Origin of the sequence: Leclercia sp. LSNIH8 (assembly GCF_002920195.1) — a bacterium.
In the GTDB taxonomy this organism is placed as follows: domain Bacteria; phylum Pseudomonadota; class Gammaproteobacteria; order Enterobacterales; family Enterobacteriaceae; genus Enterobacter.
The window spans coordinates 79,110-101,042 of the sequence record NZ_PQJY01000010.1 but is presented as its reverse complement, the minus strand read 5'-3'; the positions used below and the strand labels follow the sequence as shown (position 1 = coordinate 101,042).

At 58.6% G+C, this 21,933-nt stretch carries 18 protein-coding genes; 8 read left to right on the top strand and 10 right to left on the bottom strand.

The window, feature by feature from the left end; genetic code table 11:
- Nucleotides 1–6: 6 nt before the first annotated feature.
- The 4 genes from ubiG to yfaE all read left to right on the top strand — a co-directional run bounded on the left by ubiG (nt 7) and on the right by yfaE (nt 4,821).
- Nucleotides 7–741: a bifunctional 2-polyprenyl-6-hydroxyphenol methylase/3-demethylubiquinol 3-O-methyltransferase UbiG gene (ubiG, locus tag C3406_RS21890; protein WP_103825116.1), complete on the top strand. Its 735-nt coding sequence runs from the start codon at nt 7–9 to the stop codon at nt 739–741.
- Between the two features lie 328 nt (nt 742–1,069).
- The gene (gene nrdA / locus C3406_RS21885) at nt 1,070–3,355 is read left to right on the top strand and encodes a class 1a ribonucleoside-diphosphate reductase subunit alpha (protein ID WP_103825117.1); all 2,286 of its coding nucleotides are present in this window, start codon (nt 1,070–1,072) and stop codon (nt 3,353–3,355) included.
- Between the two features lie 81 nt (nt 3,356–3,436).
- A complete protein-coding gene (nrdB, locus tag C3406_RS21880; protein ID WP_103825118.1) occupies nt 3,437–4,567 on the top strand; it encodes a class Ia ribonucleoside-diphosphate reductase subunit beta in 1,131 nt (376 codons plus the stop codon).
- Nucleotides 4,567–4,821 (top strand): class I ribonucleotide reductase maintenance protein YfaE, encoded by a 255-nt coding sequence (yfaE, locus tag C3406_RS21875; protein WP_103825119.1) that lies wholly within the window; start codon nt 4,567–4,569, stop codon nt 4,819–4,821. Before nrdB ends, yfaE begins: the two co-directional genes overlap by 1 nt.
- Nucleotides 4,822–4,910: 89 nt before the next feature.
- Here the strand turns inward: yfaE and glpQ are convergent, their stop codons facing one another.
- Nucleotides 4,911–5,966 carry a glycerophosphodiester phosphodiesterase gene (glpQ, locus tag C3406_RS21870; protein WP_103825120.1) on the bottom strand — a complete coding sequence of 352 codons (1,056 nt, stop codon included), beginning with the start codon at nt 5,964–5,966 and terminating at the stop codon, nt 4,911–4,913.
- Between the two features lie 11 nt (nt 5,967–5,977).
- Nucleotides 5,978–7,330, bottom strand: coding sequence for a glycerol-3-phosphate transporter (glpT, locus tag C3406_RS21865; RefSeq protein ID WP_103825121.1), 1,353 nt, complete (start codon nt 7,328–7,330; stop codon nt 5,978–5,980).
- A 250-nt stretch (nt 7,331–7,580) separates the two neighbouring features.
- On the opposite strand from glpT, the gene glpA reads away from it, so the two are divergent.
- From glpA to glpC, 3 genes are read left to right on the top strand one after another with little or no spacing between them, the layout of a single operon-like run.
- The gene (glpA, locus tag C3406_RS21860; RefSeq protein WP_103825122.1) at nt 7,581–9,209 is read left to right on the top strand and encodes an anaerobic glycerol-3-phosphate dehydrogenase subunit A; all 1,629 of its coding nucleotides are present in this window, start codon (nt 7,581–7,583) and stop codon (nt 9,207–9,209) included.
- The gene (gene glpB, locus C3406_RS21855) at nt 9,199–10,416 is read left to right on the top strand and encodes a glycerol-3-phosphate dehydrogenase subunit GlpB (protein WP_103825123.1); all 1,218 of its coding nucleotides are present in this window, start codon (nt 9,199–9,201) and stop codon (nt 10,414–10,416) included. The genes glpA and glpB overlap by 11 nt, the downstream gene beginning before the upstream one ends.
- The gene (gene glpC / locus C3406_RS21850; RefSeq protein ID WP_103825124.1) at nt 10,413–11,603 is read left to right on the top strand and encodes an anaerobic glycerol-3-phosphate dehydrogenase subunit GlpC; all 1,191 of its coding nucleotides are present in this window, start codon (nt 10,413–10,415) and stop codon (nt 11,601–11,603) included. The genes glpB and glpC overlap by 4 nt, the downstream gene beginning before the upstream one ends.
- A gap of 32 nt (nt 11,604–11,635) precedes the next feature.
- Here glpC and C3406_RS21845 read toward each other — a convergent pair whose 3' ends face one another.
- Nucleotides 11,636–12,835 carry a nicotinamide mononucleotide deamidase-related protein YfaY gene (locus C3406_RS21845; RefSeq protein ID WP_103825125.1) on the bottom strand — a complete coding sequence of 400 codons (1,200 nt, stop codon included), beginning with the start codon at nt 12,833–12,835 and terminating at the stop codon, nt 11,636–11,638.
- A gap of 91 nt (nt 12,836–12,926) precedes the next feature.
- A complete protein-coding gene (locus tag C3406_RS21840) occupies nt 12,927–13,466 on the bottom strand; it encodes a YfaZ family outer membrane protein (RefSeq protein ID WP_103825126.1) in 540 nt (179 codons plus the stop codon).
- A 265-nt stretch (nt 13,467–13,731) separates the two neighbouring features.
- On the opposite strand from C3406_RS21840, the gene C3406_RS21835 reads away from it, so the two are divergent.
- A complete protein-coding gene (locus C3406_RS21835; RefSeq protein ID WP_103825127.1) occupies nt 13,732–15,180 on the top strand; it encodes a catalase in 1,449 nt (482 codons plus the stop codon).
- Between the two features lie 30 nt (nt 15,181–15,210).
- Here C3406_RS21835 and C3406_RS21830 read toward each other — a convergent pair whose 3' ends face one another.
- From C3406_RS21830 to menD, 6 genes are all read right to left on the bottom strand, one after another.
- Nucleotides 15,211–16,161, bottom strand: a complete 951-nt coding sequence (locus C3406_RS21830; RefSeq protein WP_103825128.1) for an Rpn family recombination-promoting nuclease/putative transposase — start codon at nt 16,159–16,161, stop codon at nt 15,211–15,213.
- Between the two features lie 93 nt (nt 16,162–16,254).
- Nucleotides 16,255–17,622 carry an o-succinylbenzoate--CoA ligase gene (menE, locus tag C3406_RS21825; protein WP_103825129.1) on the bottom strand — a complete coding sequence of 456 codons (1,368 nt, stop codon included), beginning with the start codon at nt 17,620–17,622 and terminating at the stop codon, nt 16,255–16,257.
- Nucleotides 17,619–18,584 (bottom strand): o-succinylbenzoate synthase, encoded by a 966-nt coding sequence (gene menC, locus C3406_RS21820; protein ID WP_103825130.1) that lies wholly within the window; start codon nt 18,582–18,584, stop codon nt 17,619–17,621. Before menC ends, menE begins: the two co-directional genes overlap by 4 nt.
- Nucleotides 18,584–19,441, bottom strand: coding sequence for a 1,4-dihydroxy-2-naphthoyl-CoA synthase (gene menB, locus C3406_RS21815; RefSeq protein WP_103825131.1), 858 nt, complete (start codon nt 19,439–19,441; stop codon nt 18,584–18,586). The genes menC and menB overlap by 1 nt, the downstream gene beginning before the upstream one ends.
- Nucleotides 19,438–20,214, bottom strand: coding sequence for a 2-succinyl-6-hydroxy-2,4-cyclohexadiene-1-carboxylate synthase (menH, locus tag C3406_RS21810; RefSeq protein WP_103825132.1), 777 nt, complete (start codon nt 20,212–20,214; stop codon nt 19,438–19,440). The genes menB and menH overlap by 4 nt, the downstream gene beginning before the upstream one ends.
- Entirely contained in the window at nt 20,211–21,881 is a 1,671-nt protein-coding gene (menD, locus tag C3406_RS21805) for a 2-succinyl-5-enolpyruvyl-6-hydroxy-3-cyclohexene-1-carboxylic-acid synthase (protein ID WP_103825133.1), read from the bottom strand. Before menD ends, menH begins: the two co-directional genes overlap by 4 nt.
- Nucleotides 21,882–21,933: the final 52 nt, after the last annotated feature.

The window sequence follows — 21,933 nt, the reverse complement described above, 5'->3', positions numbered from 1 at the left end:
GCGTCCATGAATGCGGAAAAATCCCCGATGGCTGACAACGTCGACCACGAAGAGATCGCCAAATTTGAAGCCGTGGCCTCGCGCTGGTGGGATCTTGAAGGTGAGTTCAAACCGCTGCACCGCATTAACCCCCTGCGCCTGGGCTATATCGCGGAGCGTTCCGGCGGCCTGTTCGGTAAAAAGGTGCTCGATGTGGGGTGCGGTGGCGGCATCCTGGCCGAGAGCATGGCGCGCGAAGGCGCCACGGTGACCGGGCTGGATATGGGCTTCGAGCCGCTACAGGTGGCGCGTCTACACGCGCTGGAGAGCGGTATCCAGGTGGAGTACGTGCAGGAAACGGTTGAAGCCCATGCGGCGGAGCACGCCCACCAGTACGACGTTGTCACCTGCATGGAGATGCTGGAGCATGTTCCCGATCCGCAATCGGTGGTGAAAGCCTGTGCCGCGCTGGTGAAGCCGGGCGGTCAGGTGTTCTTCTCTACCATCAACCGCAACGGCAAGGCCTGGCTGATGGCGGTGGTCGGCGCGGAGTATGTGCTGCGGATGGTGCCAAAAGGCACGCACGATGTGAAAAAATTCATCAAGCCGGCGGAATTACTGAGCTGGGTCGACGGCACCAGCCTGAAAGAGCAGCATATGACCGGCCTGCACTACAATCCCCTGACCGACAAATTCAAACTGGCGCCAGGCGTGGACGTTAACTATATGCTCCATACCACCGCCAAAAATGAGCAAGAGTAATTACTCTTTTTCTGACGAATGCGCAGCAGTTTGTTGCGCATTTTTGACCACCCGTTGAAGAAATCAGCAGTCGATCAAATTTTCATTTTTTTTTCTGGAATATTGACATGTCGTCCAGGCCTTACGGTACGAGGACTTACGCTTTTTTACGCTTTGACAACCTCAATTTAACCTCAAAATCAACTCTTGTACTCAAAAGAATCCTTACTAGAATACTCACCATCTTGCGTTATGCTTAATGCGAAACCCCTATATATAGTATTTATCCACAACAACCTGTGGATAAACGGGGGATATTTCTTTTTTTCACGGACAGGTAAAAACCCACATGAATCAGAGTCTGCTGGTGACAAAGCGCGACGGTACCACCGAGCGTATCAATCTGGACAAAATCCATCGAGTTCTCGACTGGGCAGCAGAAGGGCTGAATAACGTATCGATCTCCCAGGTTGAACTGCGCTCCCATATCCAGTTCTATGACGGCATCAAAACGTCTGATATCCACGAAACCATTATCAAAGCCGCGGCGGATCTCATCTCCCGCGACGCGCCGGATTATCAGTACCTCGCTGCCCGTCTGGCGATTTTCCACCTGCGTAAAAAAGCCTACGGTCAGTTTGAGCCGCCAGCGCTGTTCGATCATGTGGTGAAGATGGTCGAGCTTGGCAAGTACGACACGCATCTGCTGGAAGACTATACGGAAGAAGAGTTCAAGCAGATGGACGGGTTTATCGATCACTGGCGTGATATGAACTTCTCCTACGCCGCGGTGAAACAGCTGGAAGGGAAATACCTGGTCCAGAACCGCGTGACCGGCGAGATCTACGAAAGCGCCCAGTTCCTCTACATTCTTGTGGCGGCCTGCCTGTTCTCGAACTACCCGCGTGAAACCCGTCTGGAATACGTGAAGCGTTTCTACGATGCGGTTTCCACGTTCAAGATTTCTCTGCCAACGCCAATCATGTCCGGCGTTCGCACCCCAACCCGCCAGTTCAGCTCCTGCGTGCTGATCGAGTGCGGCGACAGCCTGGACTCCATCAACGCGACCTCCAGCGCCATTGTGAAATACGTTTCCCAGCGTGCCGGTATCGGCATTAACGCCGGTCGCATTCGTGCGCTGGGCAGCCCGATTCGTGGCGGCGAAGCGTTCCACACCGGCTGTATCCCGTTCTACAAACACTTCCAGACCGCGGTAAAATCCTGCTCTCAGGGCGGCGTGCGTGGCGGTGCAGCCACCCTCTTCTACCCGATGTGGCATCTGGAAGTAGAAAGCCTGCTGGTGCTGAAAAACAACCGTGGCGTGGAAGGCAACCGCGTGCGTCACATGGACTACGGCGTACAGATCAACAAGCTGATGTATACCCGTCTGCTGAAAGGTGAAGATATTACCCTCTTCAGCCCGTCCGACGTCCCGGGCCTGTATGACGCCTTCTTTGCCGATCAGGATGAGTTCGAGCGTCTGTACAGCAAATATGAAAAAGACGACAGCATCCGTAAACAGCGTGTGAAAGCGGTTGAACTGTTCTCCCTGATGATGCAGGAACGCGCCTCTACCGGCCGTATCTACATCCAGAACGTTGACCACTGCAACACCCACAGCCCGTTCGATCCGGTCGTTGCGCCAGTGCGCCAGTCCAACCTGTGTCTGGAGATCGCCCTGCCGACCAAACCGCTGGAAGATGTGAACGACGAAAATGGCGAAATCGCGCTGTGTACGCTCTCCGCGTTCAACCTGGGTGCGATCAATAGCCTGGACGAACTGGAAGAGCTGGCGGTGCTGGCGGTTCGTGCCCTGGATGCGCTGCTGGATTACCAGGATTACCCAATCCCGGCGGCAAAACGCGGTGCAATGGGTCGTCGTACCCTCGGCATCGGCGTGATCAACTACGCCTACTGGCTGGCAAAAAATGGCAAGCGTTATTCAGACGGCAGCGCCAACAACCTGACGCACCAGACCTTCGAAGCCATTCAGTACTACCTGCTGAAAGCCTCGAACGAACTGGCTATCGAGCAAGGCGCCTGCCCGTGGTTCAATGAAACCACCTATTCCAAAGGCATTTTGCCGATCGACACCTATAAGAAAGACCTGGATGCGATCGCCAACGAGCCGCTGCACCTTGACTGGGAAGGCCTGCGCGAGTCCATCAAGACCCACGGCCTGCGTAACTCCACGCTCTCTGCCCTGATGCCGTCCGAGACCTCCTCGCAGATCTCCAACGCTACCAACGGTATTGAGCCGCCGCGCGGTCATGTCAGCATCAAAGCGTCGAAAGATGGGATCCTGCGCCAGGTGGTGCCGGATTATGAGCTGCTGAAAAACAACTACGAGCTGCTGTGGGAGATGCCAAATAACGACGGCTACCTGCAACTGGTGGGGATCATGCAGAAGTTTATCGACCAGTCGATCTCTGCCAACACCAACTACGATCCGTCACGCTTCCCGTCCGGAAAAGTGCCGATGCAGCAGCTGCTGAAAGACCTGCTCACCGCCTACAAATTTGGCGTGAAGACCCTGTACTATCAAAACACCCGCGACGGTGCGGAAGATGCGCAGGACGATCTGGCACCCTCTATTCAGGATGATGGCTGCGAAAGCGGCGCATGTAAGATTTAATGTAAATGCCGGGTGGCGCTACGCTTACCCGGCCTACGATTTTGTTTGCCCGATCTACAAAATCTCTCACAGGACATACTCATGGCATACACCACCTTTTCACAGACGAAAAACGACCAGCTCAAAGAGCCGATGTTCTTCGGCCAGCCGGTCAACGTGGCGCGCTACGATCAGCAAAAATATGACATCTTCGAAAAGCTGATTGAAAAGCAACTCTCTTTCTTCTGGCGTCCGGAAGAAGTTGACGTTTCACGCGACCGCATCGATTTCCAGGCGCTGCCGGAACACGAAAAGCACATCTTCCTCAGCAACCTGAAGTATCAGACGCTGCTGGACTCCATTCAGGGACGTAGCCCGAACGTGGCGCTGCTGCCGCTGATCTCCATCCCGGAGCTGGAGACCTGGGTCGAGACGTGGGCGTTCTCCGAGACGATCCACTCCCGCTCCTATACCCACATCATCCGTAACATCGTCAACGATCCGGCGATTGTCTTCGATGATATCGTCACCAACGAACAGATCCTGAAGCGTGCGGAAGGCATCTCCCACTTCTACGACGATCTGATCGAGATGACCAGCTACTGGCACCTGCTGGGCGAAGGTACGCACAGCGTGAACGGCAAAACCGTCACCGTGAACCTGCGTGAACTGAAGAAAAAGCTCTACCTGTGCCTGATGAGCGTGAACGCGCTGGAAGCGATCCGCTTCTACGTCAGCTTCGCCTGCTCCTTCGCCTTCGCGGAACGCGAGTTGATGGAAGGCAACGCCAAAATCATTCGCCTCATCGCCCGCGATGAAGCCCTGCATCTGACCGGCACCCAGCATATGCTGAACCTGCTGCGCAGCGGCGCTGACGATCCGGAGATGGCCGAGATTGCGGAAGAGTGCAAGCAGGAGAGCTATGACCTGTTTGTTCAGGCGGCACAGCAGGAGAAAGAGTGGGCGGAATACCTGTTCCAGGGCGGCTCCATGATCGGCCTGAACAAAGATATTCTCTGCCAGTACGTAGAGTACATCACCAATATCCGCATGCAGGCGGTCGGCCTGGATCTGCCGTTCCAGACCCGCTCCAACCCAATCCCGTGGATCAACACCTGGCTGGTCTCTGACAACGTGCAGGTTGCCCCACAGGAAGTGGAAGTGAGCTCCTACCTGGTCGGTCAGATTGACTCCGAAGTCAACACCGACGATTTGAGCGACTTCCAGCTCTGATGAGCCGCGTAACGCTTCGTCTTTCTGGCACAGAGCTTCTGTGCCAGGAAGAGCACCCCTCCCTGCTTATTGCGCTGGAATCCCACCAGATTGCCGTTGAATACCAGTGCCGCGAGGGCTATTGCGGCTCCTGCCGCTGTCGTCTGGTGACCGGTCAGGTTGACTGGATAACCGAACCGCTGGCCTTCATCAGCGACGGTGAAATTTTGCCCTGCTGCTGCCGGGCAAAAGGGGATATAGAGATCGAGATGTGATTGTGCTGGTTGGCGCTTCGCTTACCCGGCCTACAAAACCGCAGTCCGTAGGCCGGGTAAGGCGCAGCCGCCACCCGGCAATTTCAGCGTTAATTCTTCAAAAAGCTCACCGCTTTATCCGGGAAGTCCGTAAACAACCCGTCCACGTCCGCCTGCTTATATAACACCTCGTAAAGCTGATTCACATCCGTGGCATACGGCGGCAACTGGTCAGCACGCACCGTATACGGATGCACCTGCATCTTGTTGGCGTGAGCCTCTTTCACCATCGCCGTCAGCTTCACGTGGCCCGGGGTTGAACCTTCCGCTACCAGCATGTGGTAATCCGGCCCGATCCCGTCAGCGTACTGCGCGATCTGCTTCATCGCGCCCGGCTTAAACATCCAGTCGTAGTTGTAGTTTACCCACTTGCCGTCTGCCTGTTTCTCCTGGGTTTCATTCCAGTCGGTATAAGCGATCAGCTGGACCAGATTGAGATCCATCCCCATCTTTGGCTCCAGCTCGGTTTTGATGCGCTTCAGTTCCGCGGCGTCAAAACACTGGAGGTAAACTTTGTCCTTCTTGCTGGTGTAGCCGTACTGTTTCAGCACCTCCAGCGTTTTCGTGGCGATATCCTTCCCTTCCTGATGGTGGAACCACGGCGCTTTGATTTCCGGGTAGATACCGATATGTTTGCCGGTCGAGTGGTTCAGTCCCTGAACAAACTCAATCTCCTCCTGGAAGGTATGGATGCGAAAGTCCGATTTACCCATCGGGAAACGTCCGGGGTAAACCTGCACCTTCTTGCCGTTTTCAATCTCAAAGCCCTCGGTAAAATTCAGAGAGCGGATTTCATCCAGAGTGAAGTCAATGGCGTAAAAACGGCCATCTTTTCGGGCGCGGTACGGGAAACGATCCGCCACATCGGTCACCCGGTCAAGATAGTGGTCATGCAGGACGACCAGCTGGTCGTCCTTCGTCATCACCAGATCCTGCTCCAGATAATCAGCCCCCTGCGCATAGGCCATCGCTTTCGCCGGCAGCGTATGCTCCGGCAGATAGCCGCTTGCGCCGCGATGGGCAATAACGATTTTATCCGCCGCCAGGGCGGAGCCGGTCATCAGGCCCGCCAGCAGCAGACCGGTCGCGATTTGCGTTACTTTCATGGCAATGCTCCTTATTGACGACGCGCCAGCACTTCCGCGTGGTGACGTTTTTCACCGATCATGACCACAATCAGCAGCAGTACCGCCAGCACGCTGCCGCCGATCATCACCATAAAGCCGCCATCCCAGCCGAAGAAGTCAACGGTATAGCCCACAATGGCGCTCGCCGCCACTGAACCGCCCAGGTAGCCGAACAGACCGGTAAAGCCTGCCGCCGTACCTGCCGCTTTTTTCGGTGCCAGTTCCAGGGCATGCAGACCAATCAGCATAACAGGGCCATAAATCAGGAAGCCGATGACGATCATACAGGCCATGTCCACGCCCGGGTTGCCCGGCGGGTTGAGCCAGTAGACGACGGTGGCAATGGTCACGAGGGTCATAAAGAAGACGCCCGTCGCCCCACGGTTGCCCTTAAACACTTTGTCCGACATCCAGCCGCAAATCAGCGTCCCCGGGATCCCGGCGTATTCGTAGAGGAAGTAGGCCCAGGAAGATTTATCCAGCGCAAAGTGCTTCACCTCTTTCAGGTAGGTCGGTGACCAGTCGAGGATGCCGTAACGCAGCAGGTAGACGAACACGTTCGCCACCGCGATGTACCACAGCAGTTTGTTCGGCAACACGTATTTCATGAAGATCTGCTTTGCCGTCAGCTCTTCTTCATGCTTCTCGCTGTAATCATCCGGATAGTCGTTTTTGTACTCTTCAATCGGCGGCAAACCGCAGGACTGCGGCGTGTCGCGCATCAGCGCAAAGGCGATAATCGCCACCAGGATTGCCCCAAAGGCTGGCATATAGAGCGCGGCGTGCCAGTCGTTGAACCAGGCCATCCCCAGCAGGAACAGCAGCGGCGGAAGCCCGCCGCCCACGTTATGGGCGCAGTTCCATACCGACACGATACCGCCGCGCTCTTTCTGCGACCACCAGTGCACCATGGTGCGTCCGCACGGTGGCCACCCCATCCCCTGGAACCAGCCGCAGAGGAACAGCAGCACAAACATAATGGCGATACTGGAGGTCGCCCACGGCACAAAGCCCATGAACAGCATGACCGCTGCCGCCAGGATCAGACCGGCGGGCAGGAACACGCGCGGATTGGAGCGATCCGACACTGACCCCATAATGAATTTCGAAAAACCGTAGGCGATAGAGATCCCCGACAGCGCGAAACCGAGATCGCCGCGTGAGAAGCCCTGTTCCACCAGGTACGGCATGGCAAGCGCGAAGTTTTTACGTACCAGATAGTACGCCGCATAGCCAAAGAAAATCCCCATGAAGATTTGCCAACGCAGACGGCGGTAAAGAGGGTCTATCTCTGCCTCTGGCAGTCGCGCCCGATGTGGCGCAGGTTTAAAGATACTGAGCATAACAGCCTCCGTGGCCTTTCAAAAAATGACCGGACAACACGCGCCCGGCCAGAGAGGCGGGGATGTTAAGAAATCACGGTAATTGTTACTGTGAATCAACGCACAGATTGTTACAGAAATATGACAGAATGCGCAAAAAAGCGCATGAAATCACGTTTCACTTTCGAATTTCGCTCGTTTGTGTTCGATATCAAACAAACCACAGTTTTTATGTGGCTAAATGAGATAAAACGAACACAGAGGGTTGGCAATGACAATTCACGATCCACGCTATAGCGATGTGATTATCATTGGCGGGGGCGCGACCGGCGCAGGCATCGCCCGCGACTGCGCGCTCAGGGGGCTGAGCGTCACGCTTCTGGAGCGCCATGATATTGCAACGGGCGCAACCGGACGCAATCATGGTCTGCTGCACAGCGGCGCCCGCTACGCCGTCACCGACGGCGAATCGGCAGGCGAATGTATCGCCGAAAACCAGATCCTCCGGCGCATTGCCCGTCACTGCATTGAGCCCACCGACGGGCTCTTTATTACGCTTCCCGAAGACGATCTTGCCTTTCAGTCAACCTTCATTACCGCCTGCCAGGCCGCAGGCATTCAGGCGCAAGCCATTGACCCAGCCCTCGCGCGCCGTATCGAGCCTTCGGTTAATCCGGCACTGACGGGTGCAGTAAAGGTCCCGGACGGCACCGTAGATCCGTTTCGCCTGACGGCGGCCAACATGCTGGACGCCCGCGAGCATAGCGCGCGGATCCTGACCGGCCATCAGGTCACCGGGCTTATCCGTGAGGGGCATCGCATCAAAGGCGTGCGGGTCCTGGATATGCACTACAACGAACAGAGCGAGCTGTATGCCGCCGTGGTGGTCAACGCGGCGGGGATCTGGGGGCAGCGCATTGCGGAATACGCCGATTTATCTGTGCGCATGTTTCCGGCCAAAGGCTCGCTGTTAATCCTCGACCACCGCATTAATAACCATGTCATCAACCGCTGCCGCAAACCGTCTGATGCCGACATCCTCGTACCGGGCGATACCATTTCGTTAATCGGCACCACCTCCACGCACGTGGACTACAGCGAGATTGATTACAATCGGGTCACCGCAGAAGAGGTGGACATCCTGCTGCGTGAAGGGGAAAAACTGGCGCCGGTGATGGCCCAGACGCGTATTCTGCGCGCCTACGCGGGTGTGCGTCCGCTTGTCGCCAGCGATGACGATCCGAGCGGACGCAACGTCAGCCGCGGCATCGTGATGCTTGACCATGCCGCGCGCGACGGGCTGGACGGGTTTATCACCATCACCGGGGGCAAATTGATGACCTACCGTCTGATGGCCGAATGGGCGACGGATGCCGTCTGCCGCAAACTGGGCAATACCGCACCGTGCGTGACCGCAGACCAGCCCCTGCCCGGCTCGCGCCAGTCCACCGAGAAAACGCTGCAAAAAATTATCTCCCTGCCCGCCCCCCTGCGTGGTTCGGCTGTCTATCGCCATGGCGACAGAACACCTGTCTGGCTGGGCGAAGGACGGCTGAGCCGCAGTCTGGTATGCGAATGCGAAGCCGTTACCGCCGGGGAAGTGCAATACGCGGTAGAGAATCTGACGGTGAATAGCCTGCTCGATCTCCGCCGCCGCACCCGCGTCGGGATGGGCACCTGTCAGGGGGAGCTGTGTGCCTGCCGTGCCGCCGGGCTGTTGCAGCGTTTTCATACCACCACCGCCACCCAGTCGCTCGATCAGCTCAGCGATTTTTTAAACGAGCGCTGGAAAGGCATTCAGCCTGTCGCCTGGGGCGATGCCCTGCGTGAAAGCGAATTTACCCGTTGGGTGTACCAGGGGCTTTGCGGTCTGGAGAAGGAGCAACGCGATGAAATTTGACACCGTGATCGTCGGCGGCGGGCTGGCGGGTCTGCTCTGTGGCATCAAACTCACGAAGCAGGGGCTACGCTGCGCCATTATCACCCGGGGCCAGAGCGCCCTGCACTTCTCGTCGGGCTCGCTGGATCTGCTGGACGAAACTTACCGCGATACGCTGCCGCCGGAGCACCCCTATCATCTGACAGGCGTGCATAATGTTGAGCGCTTTGCGCTGGAAGCCGAAGCGCTGCTGGCTGAGTGTGGCGCCCGAATGCAGGGCAGCGCGCAGCGCAATCACCAGCGGGTGACCCCGCTCGGTACGCTCCGCTCCGCCTGGCTCAGCCCGGAAGAGATCCCCGTTGCCCCGTTCAATGCCACGCGTGTGCGGGTGGTGGGTATTAGCGGTTTTCTGGATTTTCAGCCCCATCTGGCGGCCGCCTCGCTCAGCCGTCAGGGTATCAACGCTGAAACGGCAGAGATTGACCTTCCTGAGCTGGATGTTCTGCGCGATAACCCCAGCGAGTTTCGCGCGGTAAATATTGCCCGTTTCCTCGATAACGAAGAGAAATGGCCCCAGCTGCTTGAGGCGCTCAAACCGCTTGCAGAGGGATACGATGCGCTCTTTATGCCCGCCTGTTTTGGCTTACAGGACAACCTTCTGTGGCGCTGGCTCTCCGACCGCCTGCCCTGTTCGCTCGGCCTGCTGCCAACGCTTCCCCCGTCCGTGCCCGGCATTCGCCTGCATACCCAGCTTCAGCGCCAGTTTGTGGCCCAGGGTGGCGTATGGATGGCGGGCGATGAGGTGAAAAAAATCACCCTGACTGACGGCGCGGTGAGCGAAATCTGGACCCGCAACCACGACGACATTCCGCTTCGTACGCGTTACGCGGTGCTGGCAAGCGGCAGTTTCTTCAGCAACGGCCTGCTGAGCAGCCGGGACGGCATTCGCGAGGCGATTATGGGGCTGGACGTCCGCCAGAGCGCCTCTCGCTCGGACTGGTATCAGAGCGATTTCTTCACCCCGCAGCCCTGGCAGCAGTTCGGCGTAATCGTGGATAACCAGCTGCATCCGCAACTTTCAGGAAAGTCAGTTCCAAATCTTTACGCCATCGGCTCGCTTTTGGGCGGATACGATCCTATCGCCCAGGGCTGCGGCGGTGGCGTCTGCGCCATAACGGCGCTCTCTGTGGCAGAGCAGATTTGCCAGCGCACGGAGGCTGCACAATGAACGACACCCGCTTTGAAAGCTGCATCAAATGCACGGTCTGCACCACCGTCTGCCCGGTCAGCGGCGTTAACCCACGCTATCCGGGGCCGAAACAGGCCGGGCCGGACGGCGAGCGCCTGCGTCTGAAGGACGGCGCGCTGTACGATGACGCGCTGAAATACTGCATCAACTGCAAACGCTGTGAAGTCGCCTGCCCGTCGGATGTGAAAATCGGCGATATTATTCAGCGTGCCCGCGCGCGCTACAGTACGCAAAAACCGTCGCTGCGCGATGCCATCCTCAGCCATACCGATCTGATGGGCAGCGTCTCCACGCCGTTTGCCCCGCTGGTGAACACCGCGACCTCGCTGAAACCGGTGCGCCAGCTGCTGGATGCCACGCTGAAGATCGACCATCACCGCAGTCTGCCCAAATATTCTCACGGCACCTTCCGCCGCTGGTACAAATCGGTGGCGGCAGAACAGGCGCGGTACGCCGATCAGGTGGCGTTCTTCCACGGCTGCTACGTGAACTACAACCACCCGCAGTTGGGCAAAGATCTGCTGAAGGTACTCAACGCCATGGGTACAGGGGTGCAGTTACTGAGCAAGGAGAAATGCTGCGGCGTGCCGCTGATCGCCAACGGGTTTACCGATAAAGCGCGCAGGCAGGCCAGAAGCAACGTCTCGTCGCTGCGCGAGGCCATCGTCGATAAAGGCATTCCGGTGCTGGCCACCTCTTCGACCTGCACCTTCACGCTGCGGGATGAGTATCCGCACCTGCTGGACGTAGATAATACCGGCCTGCGCGAACATATCGAGCTGGCAACCCGTTTCCTGTGGCGCAAGCTGGACAGCGGACAGACGCTACCGCTGAAAAATTTACCCCTGAAAGTGGTCTACCATACGCCGTGCCATATGGAAAAAATGGGCTGGTCGCTTTACACGCTGGAACTGTTGCGGTTAATTCCGGGGCTGGCGCTGACGGTGCTGGATTCGCGCTGCTGCGGCATTGCGGGGACGTACGGCTTTAAGCGTGAAAACTACGAAACATCACAGGCGATTGGCGCGCCGCTGTTCCGCCAGATTGATGAGAGCGGCGCCGATATCGTGGTGTCCGACTGCGAAACCTGCAAGTGGCAGATAGAGATGTCCACCCGCAAGCGCTGCGAACATCCCATCACGCTGCTGGCGAAGGCGCTGGGTTAGGTATCGCCGGGGCCGCCGCCCCGGCAAACCGGTTACTCAACGAACAGCGATTCCACCACATTGATCCAGCCGTGCTCGCTGGCCACCTCTTTACCTGCCAGCCAGCGACGCAGCATGTTTAGCGCCATCATGGCGCAGACTTCCTGACGCACCGCCAGGCTGTAGCGCGCCGCGCTCATCTTAACGCGCAGGGCATGGGTGCCTTCCGGGGTAGCCAGGGCAACGTTAAGATGATCCTCTTCCATACCCGACACCGCCAGTGCCAGACCGGCAAAATGTTTTACGCGCCGCTCGGCAACCCAGTGGGCAGTTTGTGCCAGGGTCTCCTCCTGGGACGGCACCACTTCGCTTGCCAGCAGCGGAGCGCTTACTCGCGAGAGCTGTAACGCCAGCAGGCCACCGGTGAACTGCTCGCTCAGGGTCAGGCTCAACTGACGGGCCTGCAGATCGCGGGCAATCTGCGCCGGGAGCCCTTCGGTGCCTTCAAAGATCAGGCTTTCGCCCGCCACGCGCTGCACCTCAGGCCACAAGGCCAGCATCGCGGCTTTTTCCGTGGCCGGGCCGGTGAGCTTTAACTCGATAATCGGCATGGAAGAGCGATACCCCATCGTCACCCCTGCCGGTAAGCTCAGGTGATCCAGGCTCTGCGCCAGGTCGCTCTCCGAGCGGCCAAAAGTAGTGAGACGTAAACAGATCGGGGGTTCAGGTAAGGTAAAACGCTGGCGCAGACGCGGCAGGATCTCTTTTTCCACCATCACCTTAAATTCGGACGGGACGCCGGGGGTAAAGAACATCAGGCAGCGGTTAAGCTGAATGGCAAAACCACAGGCGGTGCCGACCGGGTTATCCACCAGCTCCGCGCTGGCCGGGATTTCCGCCTGCTTGCGGTTGCTGGGAGCCATCACCCTGCCGCGATCGCTGAAGAAACGCTCCATATGGCTGAGCCACTCGGTGTGCAGCACCAGCTCTTCACCTTTTGCCGTGGCGGCGGCCAGCGCGCTCAGGTCATCGCTGGTTGGGCCAAGCCCGCCATTCACAATCAGGACATCCGCCTGTTCGCTGCGCTCGCGCAAAATATTGACCAGTGCGTCCAGCGAATCGCCCACCGTATTACGGCGCGTTAACGGTAATCCCTGTTCAAAGAAAATATCAGCCAGCCAGGCCGCATTGGTATCGGTAATTTGTCCATGCAGCACTTCATCGCCAGTGGACAGCATCTCCACGTTTATCATTGTGTTCTCCCGCTTAGGTGGTGAAAACACTATAACGCAATCGGCGGAGGGAGAAAGAGAAACAGGCGCGGCAGGAGGCCGCGCCGGGGGATCAGAAGCCTGCGCTCACGCCCACGTACGGGCCATCAGCAAGGGCGTTGTCGCGGTTGCCCTCTTTGCCCGCCAGGTTCAGGTAGCGATAACCCGCTTCGATGGTAATCGGACGCATAATGGTCCAGCGCGCACCAGCATTCGCCTCTTCATAGCTGTCGATGCCGCTGGAGAGGGAGTCCGGAGAGTAGTAGTACTCGCCGAACAGACCAAAGCTGTCGCCAATTTTCCACTGCAGTCCGCCGCCCACAGCCGCCGCGTAACCTTCGTCACCGTCGTTCGGGTTGGTGTAAATGCCTTTACCGCCGACGGTCGCCAGGAATGGACCAAGCGGAACGTTAAAACCGAGGCCCAGGCTTGCCGCATCGCCATCGTCGTCGTTATGCGTCCAGCCGCCGGTCATCGCCAGGCCTGCGCTATCCGTGCCAAGACCAAAGCCCAGGTGGGTATAATCCTCGCCCGCCGAGCCGTTGAAGGAAATAGCGTTGGCCGCTGCCGATACACACATCAGGCCTAAGCCCAGTAATGCCACTTTTTTCATTGTCGTGATCCCGCACAATTTTATAGAAAGCCCCAAAGCGCGTGATTTTAACGTGCGTGGGCCAGCGATCAACGACGACGTGATGTAATAAAAAATTAGATTGTAACGAGTTGATACTTACAGGTTTTAACAATGTTAAAGCCAGGGAAACAGGTTACACCCGGTAACATTGTGCTCGATCAATAATCACCCACCCTAATTTACTTAGATTAATCTGCGCTCAAAACGGAATTACCCACCAATACTGATAAAGAAGGAAGACAATATGAGCAAAAAAGGTTTAACCACCGCATCCGGTTGCCCCGTCCCCCATAACAACAACGTTGCCACCGCAGGCCCGCGTGGACCGATGCTGCTGCAGGATGTCTGGTTCCTGGAAAAACTGGCCCATTTCGACAGGGAAGTGATCCCGGAACGTCGCATGCACGCTAAAGGCTCAGGCGCATACGGCACCTTTACCGTCACCCAGGACATCACCGCCTTTACCCGTGCGAAGCTGTTCTCCACCGTCGGTAAAAAAACCGATCTTTTTGTGCGCTTCTCCACTGTGGCTGGCGAACGTGGCGCTGCGGATGCGGAACGTGATATCCGCGGTTTCTCGATCAAGTTTTACACCGAGGAAGGCAACTGGGATCTGGTCGGGAATAACACGCCGATTTTCTACCTGCGGGATCCGCTAAAGTTCCCGGATCTTAACCACGTCGTGAAACGCGATCCGCGTACCAACCTGCGTAACCCGACTTACAAATGGGATTTCTTCTCCCAGCTGCCGGAAACGCTGCACCAGCTGACCATTGATTTCAGCGATCGCGGCCTGCCGCGCTCCTATCGCACCATGCACGGCTTCGGCAGCCACGCATTCAGCTTTATCAACCATAACAACGAACGCTTCTGGGTGAAATTCCACCTCAAATCGCAGCAGGGTATTGAGAACCTGCAGGACGATGAAGCCAAACGCCTGGTCGCGGAAGATCGCGAGAGCTCGCAGCGTGATTTGTTCACCGCTATCGAAAAAGGGGACTTCCCGCGCTGGACCTTTTATGTGCAAATCATGCCGGAAAGCGATGCCGCGAAGGTGCCTTACAACCCGTTCGATCTGACCAAGGTCTGGCCGCACGGCGACTATCCGCTGATGGAAGTGGGTGTGCTGGAGCTGAACCGTAACCCGGATAACTACTTTGCGGAAGTTGAGCAGGTGGCGATGTCGCCTGCTAACGTGGTGCCGGGGATTGGCTTCTCACCGGATCGTATGTTGCAGGGGCGCCTCTTCTCCTACGGTGATGCACACCGCTACCGCTTAGGCGTCAACCACCATCAAATTCCGGTTAACGCCCCGCGCTGCCCGTTCCACAACTATCATCGTGACGGTGCCATGCGTGTGGACGGCAACAGCGGCAACGGCGCCACCTATGAGCCAAACAGCTTTGGCGTCTTCCAGGAACAGCCTGACTTCAGTGAACCGCCATTGTCCCTTGAAGGTGCCGCTGACCACTGGAACCATCGGGAAGATACCGACTACTTCAGCCAGCCGCGCAAGCTGTTTGAACTCCTGAGCCCGGAAGAGCATCAGCGTATGTTTGACCGCATCGCCGGGGATATGAAGGATGTGCCAGCGTTCATTCAGGCGCGTCAGATTGCCCTTTTCAGCGAAGTCCACCCGCACTATGGAGCAGGTGTCCAGGCGGCACTCGTGCGCCTGGCGGAAGAGAAGTAAAAAACTAACGGGAGCCCAGGCTCCCGTTTTTCAAAAATAATGTCTGGCCTGCTCGACAATCTCGGGTGCCAGCCCGGTGAGTTGGGTGACCATCTCAGGCTGCAGGCCCTTCTCCAGCATGGTCTTCGCGATACGAAGCGCTTCCTGTTCAACGCCCTCCGCTCTGCCCTGACTTAATCCCTGAGCTATGCCCTGACTTAATCCCTGAGCCATGCCCTCTTCCCGGAGATATTGCGCGATATTCATTAATGTCTCCTTATGCTGATGATCCTTCGTCCTGTGTGCTAATGCCTGCAAAAACGCTGCGGGATCGGCGGTATGACCGGCCTGAAGAAGATAGTTCAGCAACGTTTTTAGCTGGGCGTTGCCAGTGTATCCCAGCGCCAGGATCCTGACCAGATGCTCATGAAGTTCCAGCATGTCCCGTTGCCGAACATGCTTTTGCAGCAGTTCCAGCATCGCAATCCGGCGGTGCTGCATGATGCTTTCGTCCGGCAGGCAGGTGATGTCAACCAAGGGAAAGGGGCCGGTATAAAGAGATTCGGCCTGTTCAGGCATCAGAAAGCCATCGAGCCAGCGCAACGACCCTGGATAAGGTGAGATCCGACCATGATAAAACAGCAGCGGGATCACCAGCGGCAGCTCGCGGTGGCCTTTGTCGAGATGTCGCTGCATGGCGGCAATCGCGTAGCGCATCAGGCGAAAGGCCATGTGCCGATCCGGGGAGCTTTGATGCTCGATCAGCACATAAATATACCCCTCGCCGTTAGAAGTATTAACGGACCAGAGGAGATCGGCATGGCTTTGGCGAAGATCCTCTTCGACAAAGCTGCCAGACTCCAGCCGCAATGATGATAAATCACAGAGTGCGCGTAATTGTTCAGGCAAGTGGATCGTTAAAAAATCACGTGCCGTCTCCGGCTGCGACAGAATATGACGAAACACCGCGTCATGCGGGTTGGGTGTTGATGGGCTGTGCATATTTTCCCTTGCGCCAGTTCCTTTTGCCGGAAAATAGCACAGCGCCTGCTGCAGGTAAGATTGTTGACCTCCTTTCCCGAGCAGGCTCGCAAATCAGCCTCTTAACGACTGGTGAACCCACTGTTGCAGGGCGCGACGGGAGATCTTAATCCCGCCATTTTTCAACTCTGCCGGGAGCACCAGCCAGTGCACTGGCTGCTGAAAGCGCGCCAGTTTGTCGCTGAGCCAGTGCGGAAGCTGTTTGATATCCGCTCCCGCCTCGCATTCGACCACCGCCACCGGCCGCTGGCCAAACTCGGCATCATCCAGGGGAACCACATACACCTGGCTCACCTGCGGATGGGTCACGATCACCCGCTCCAGCTCTTCCGGCTGGATCCCTTCCCCGCCGCTGAAAAAGAGGTTATCCATGCGACCAAGGATCGTCAGGCGTCCGTCAACCATTTCACCGCGATCGCGGGTAGCGAACCAACCCTGCGCGTTGGTGATACTGACCAGCTTGCCGTCACGCCAGTAGCCGCTGGCCATGCTGGGGGCCTTCAGCCACACTTCGCCCTCCACCAGCTTCACTTCCCGACCCGGCAGCGGGTAGCCGACATCCGCCAGGCCATCCGCCTCTTTGGCACACACCGTGGAGGCAAACTCCGTCAGGCCGTAGCCGCACCAGCTGCGAATGCCCCGGCTTGCGGCTCGCTGGGTTAATTCAACGGGGATCGCCGCGCCGCCCAGCAGCACCGCTTTTAACGCCACCTCGTCCCCGCCGTTGAGCAGGCGCCAGAGCTGCGTCGGAACCAGCGAGGCGTGGGTGCAGCCCTGCAGCATCTGCTCCAGAGGCTGTTTTTCACAGACGGTCAGGCGGGCACCGGCCAGCAGCCAGCGCCAGAGGATCCCCTGTCCGGAAACGTGAAACAGCGGCAGGGAGAGCAGCCAGTCGTCCTCGCCGGTATAGGGCAGAAGGGACAGCACCCCTTCGGCGCTGGCAAGGTGGGCAGCACAGGTATGCACCGCCGCTTTCGGCAGCCCGGTCGAGCCTGAGGTTAAGGTCATCGTCGCCAGCCGATCTGGTTGCCACAGGGCGCCTGCGGTTCCCTGCTGCGGGGTAAGCGTCAGATCAGAAAGGCTGGCATAACCGCCCGCACCGTTGAGAATCAATGCAAACCGCAGCGTCAGGGGCGGAAGCATGATCTCCAGCAGCGATCGCGGCAGTTGCGGGTTCACCGGCAGGATCCGCGCTCCGCACTGCAACAGCGCCAGCCAGGCCAGCAGCGTGTCGGGATGATTATGTGCCTGCAGCATCACCCCATCGCCTTCCCTTACCCCCTGCTGCACAAAGCCGCTCGCCAGCGCATCGGTACGCTGGCAGAGCTCGCGCCAGCTCAGGCATTCGCCGTTAAGCCGCAGCGCCGGTTGGTCAGCCTTGTACGCGCACCAGTGCCGCCATGGCCAGTCAGAAAAAGTCATAGCAGCGGCTCCAGCGCTTCACGGCCCAGACATGGCAAGGCGCTGCCCGGCCAGGATCGCAGCAGCTGCGCCTGCATCAGGCTCAGGGTGTCCAGCCCGGGTACTGTATCCGGCGTGTACTGCGCGGCAATGCGCGCCAGTTGGGTCAGACCGAGGCTCGACTCAATGGACGAGCTGATCACCGCGGTCAGCCCCAGGGCATGGGCCGCGTTTACCTGCTCATGCACCTTCGTCAGGCTGCCAGTGAGCATGGGTTTTATGACCACCGCTCTGACTCCCGGCTCGGCAACGAATGCAAAATCGTCCTCGCGCAGGCTTTCATCCCAGGCGATGGCGATCCCTGTCTCGCGGGCGAAGGCCAGCGAGTCCGCGCGGGTTTTACAGGGCTCTTCCAGAAAGGCAATGCGATCGCGCCAGGCCGGATTGACATACTTCGCGAACTGCTGCGCCTTCAGCGGCGTCCAGGCGCGGTTAGCATCCAGACGCAGGCGCAGATCCGGGATGGCTTCCAGCAGCAGGTTCGCCACCATCCCGTCGCGCACCGCTTCATACAGACCCACCTTGATTTTCGCCACTTTTTCGCCCGGCATCGCCGCCAGTGCAGCAAACAGCTCATCGGGATCGCCGGTGCAGAGCGGTGCGGCGCGATAGTCCGCCTGTTCCGGCAGGCTGCCGTCCAGTTCCGCCAGCGCACAGCTGATGCCAAAGTCTACCGAAGGCAAACCTGGCAACAGCGGCGCCTCGCCGTTGCGCCACGCGCCAGACCATGCCCGCACTGCCGTTTCGGCTTCCTCCAGCGTTTCACGGCTGAAGCCCGGTAAGGGGGCGATCTCTCCCCACCCTTCCCGACCGTCCAGTTGCAGATGGACGAACAGACCGTCGCGGGTTTTTAACCGCCGCTCGCGCAGTACCACACCCGCATCCATCGGTATCTGCCAGCGGTAGATCTGCACGCTGCGCATTACGGATTTCGTTTATATTTGCTGAAGTCCGGCTGGCGCTTCTCGTTGAAGGCGTTACGTCCTTCCTGGCCCTCTTCGGTCATGTAGAAGAGCATAGTGGCATTGCCTGCCAGCTCCTGCAGCCCCGCCTGACCATCGCAGTCGGCGTTCAGGGCAGCCTTCAGGCAGCGCAGCGCCATCGGGCTGTTCTGCAGCATTTCACGACACCAGCGAACGGTCTCTTTTTCGAGGTCGGCAATCGGCACCACGGTGTTCACCAGGCCCATGTCCAGCGCTTCCTGAGCGTTGTACTGACGGCAGAGGAACCAGATCTCACGGGCTTTTTTCTGCCCGACGATGCGCGCCATATAAGAGGCACCCCAGCCGCCGTCGAAGGAACCGACTTTTGGTCCGGTCTGGCCGAAGATGGCGTTCTCCGCGGCAATGGTCAGGTCACACATCATATGCAGCACGTGACCACCGCCGATAGAGAAGCCCGCCACCATTGCGACAACCGGTTTCGGGCAGGTGCGGATCTGACGCTGGAAGTCGAGCACGTTTAGGTGGTGAACACCGGAGTCATCCTGATATCCGCCGTAGTCGCCGCGCACTTTCTGGTCGCCCCCGGCGCAGAACGCTTTTTCGCCTTCGCCGGTCAGGACGATAACGCCGATGTTGTCGTCGTAACGGGCATCCGCCAGGGCCTGAATCATCTCTTTAACGGTTAACGGGCGAAACGCGTTACGCACCTCAGGACGGTTAATGGTGATTTTGGCGATGCCGTCAGTGGACTTGTGGTAGCGAATGTCGGTATAGCCTTCGGAGCAGTCCAGCCATTCCACCGGTGCATAGAGCATGTTTTCATCAGGGTAGATCATAGAGTGTCCTTAATTGAAAGACGGAGTATCTGGGCCAGACGCTCAGCCACCGCAGCGGGGTTTTCCCGATGGGCGTTATGTCCGGCGTGGGGAATTTCATGGCGGGTGGCGGTAAGCTGCCGGGCAATATCCCGAAACTTAGGGTCCTGCTCGCCATAGAGATAGAAAAAAGGAAGTGCGCACGAGGCGAGCTCAGGGCGTAAATCGGCTTGTTCGGCAAGCGACGTCGCCTGGAGCATGGCGGCCAGAGCTGGACCATTATTCTGGCTACGCAGGGCGACAAGCTGTTCGCGCTGCGCGGGGGTTAGCGAGGCAAATACCGGCTGCTGATACCAGTCGGCAAACACCGACGCCAGAGGTTCATGGCGCAAGCGTGCCGCCCACTGCGCATCGGAGGCGCGACGGCTCGTCCGCGCGTCTTCATCGCTCAACCCCGGATGCGCCCCCTCCACAATCAGCCCCTGTAGCCCCGCGGGCCGCTGGCAGGCGTGATACATCGCAATGCGGCCGCCGAGGGAGTACCCCACCAGCCAGTAATTTAGTATGTTGTAACTAATAAGGGTGCGATTGAGCAAGCCGCTGAGATGATGGAAATCACTCACCACAATGGAGGCCGACTCTCCGTGTCCCGGCAGATCGAGATAGAGGCGGGAATAATCGCTCAGGCGCTCTCCTGACACCTGCCATTCGCGGCAATCGCCGGAAAAACCGTGCAGGAAAACCAGCCAGGGTTTATCCAACTGACCTTTACGCTGGGTTCCCGCGAGGATCATAGATGGCTTACCTGCGCCAGCAGGTTTTGCAGCATCTGCGCCCCGTCGCTGTCGTTTACCACCACCTCGATTAGCGTGGCGCCGGGTTTGCTCCACGCCGTGCTGAGCGCGCTCTCCAGCTCCGCCCAGTTTTCCGGGCGCTGATACTTGAGGCTGAACATCGCCGCCGCATGTTCAAACTGCACGTTCTGCGGCATCAGATAAAAGCGTTCCCGTTCGCTCTGCGGCGTCGGCAGCAGGGAGAAAATCTGGCCGCCGTTGTTGTTGATCACCATCAGCACAAAGGGCGCCGAAGCCTGACGAAGCAGCGCCAGCGCGTTCAGATCGTAGAGCGCCGAGAGATCGCCGACGATCGCCAGCGTCGAACGGGCATTCGCGCGCTGAACCCCTGCTGCGGTTGAAATCAGCCCATCGATACCGCTGGCGCCACGGTTACTGTATACCGGGTAGCCCGCTGGCAGACGGGAGAAGGCGTCAATCAGACGCACTACCAGGCTGTTGCCCACAAACAACTGCCCCTGTTCGGGCAGATAGCGATGGATACGGTGGGCCAGCTGCGATTCACCGAATGCGTCGCTGTGTTGCGCCGTCAGTTCCCAGGCCTGGCGAGAGAGTTCAGGAATGTCGGTTGCCCAAGGGGCGCGTTTTTCCGCCGGATGCAGCTCCAGCCACTCGGCCACGCTGGATACCAGCCGACGGCCACGATGGTGCGCGGGATCCAGCCGCCCTTCCCGCGGATCGACCAGCCAGTACTCTTCCGGCCTGCAGGTGGCCTGCCACTGCAGAAGACGTTTACCCGTCAGGCTGCCGCCAAGCTGCACCACAATCTGTGCCTGCTCCAGTTCGGTCACGGCTCTGGCGTTGCCGAGCCAGAGATCCGCGCACGGCAGCGGCTGGCCGGTCTGGGAGAGCACGTCGCCAATCAGCGGCCAGCCAAGCCGTTGCGCCCACTGCGCTACCTGCTTACCTTCCTCGGCGCTCATCCTGCCCGCGATAACCACACCGCGTTTCTGCCGCCAGAAGAACCAGTCGCGCTGTTGCGGGCTAGAAAGCGCCGCCGGGGCGCGCAGCCAGGGCTTATCGCTCTGCCACCAGTCGCCCAGCGCCTGCTGCCACTCAAGATCGGTCTCATCCATTTCGCCATACAGCGGCTCGGCAAACGGACAGTTGATGTGCAGCGCCCCGACACGCAGCCCGCCCAGGGCGTTATCTACCGTCGAAACCAGCCAGCGGGCGGGAATATCGCGGGTCGGACGCGGCAGCGACAGGGTTTCTGTCGGATGGGAGGCAAAAATCCCCAACTGGCGAATGGCCTGATTGGCGCCGCAGTCGATCAGCTCCGGAGGACGATCCGCCGTCAGCAGCACCAGTTTTTCACCGGTCAGACCGGCTTCGATCAATGCGGGATAGAGGTTCGCCACCGCCGTGCCGGAGGTGACAATCACCGCTACCGGCTCATGGCTGGCTTTTGCCAGCCCCAGCGCCAGATGGCCGAGACCGCGCTCATCAAAATGGGTGTGATGAATAAAGGCGCGGTTTTCGGCGGCGGCCAGGGTCAACGGCGTTGAGCGCGAGCCGGGCGCAATGCAAACATGCCTGACGCCATGGCGGGTCAGGGCTTCAAGGATCACCGCCGCCCAGCGCCGGTTAAAGGAACTCACTGACATGGAATTGTCCGGTATCAATATTGCGACGTAGTATAAATAATAGAGAAAGATG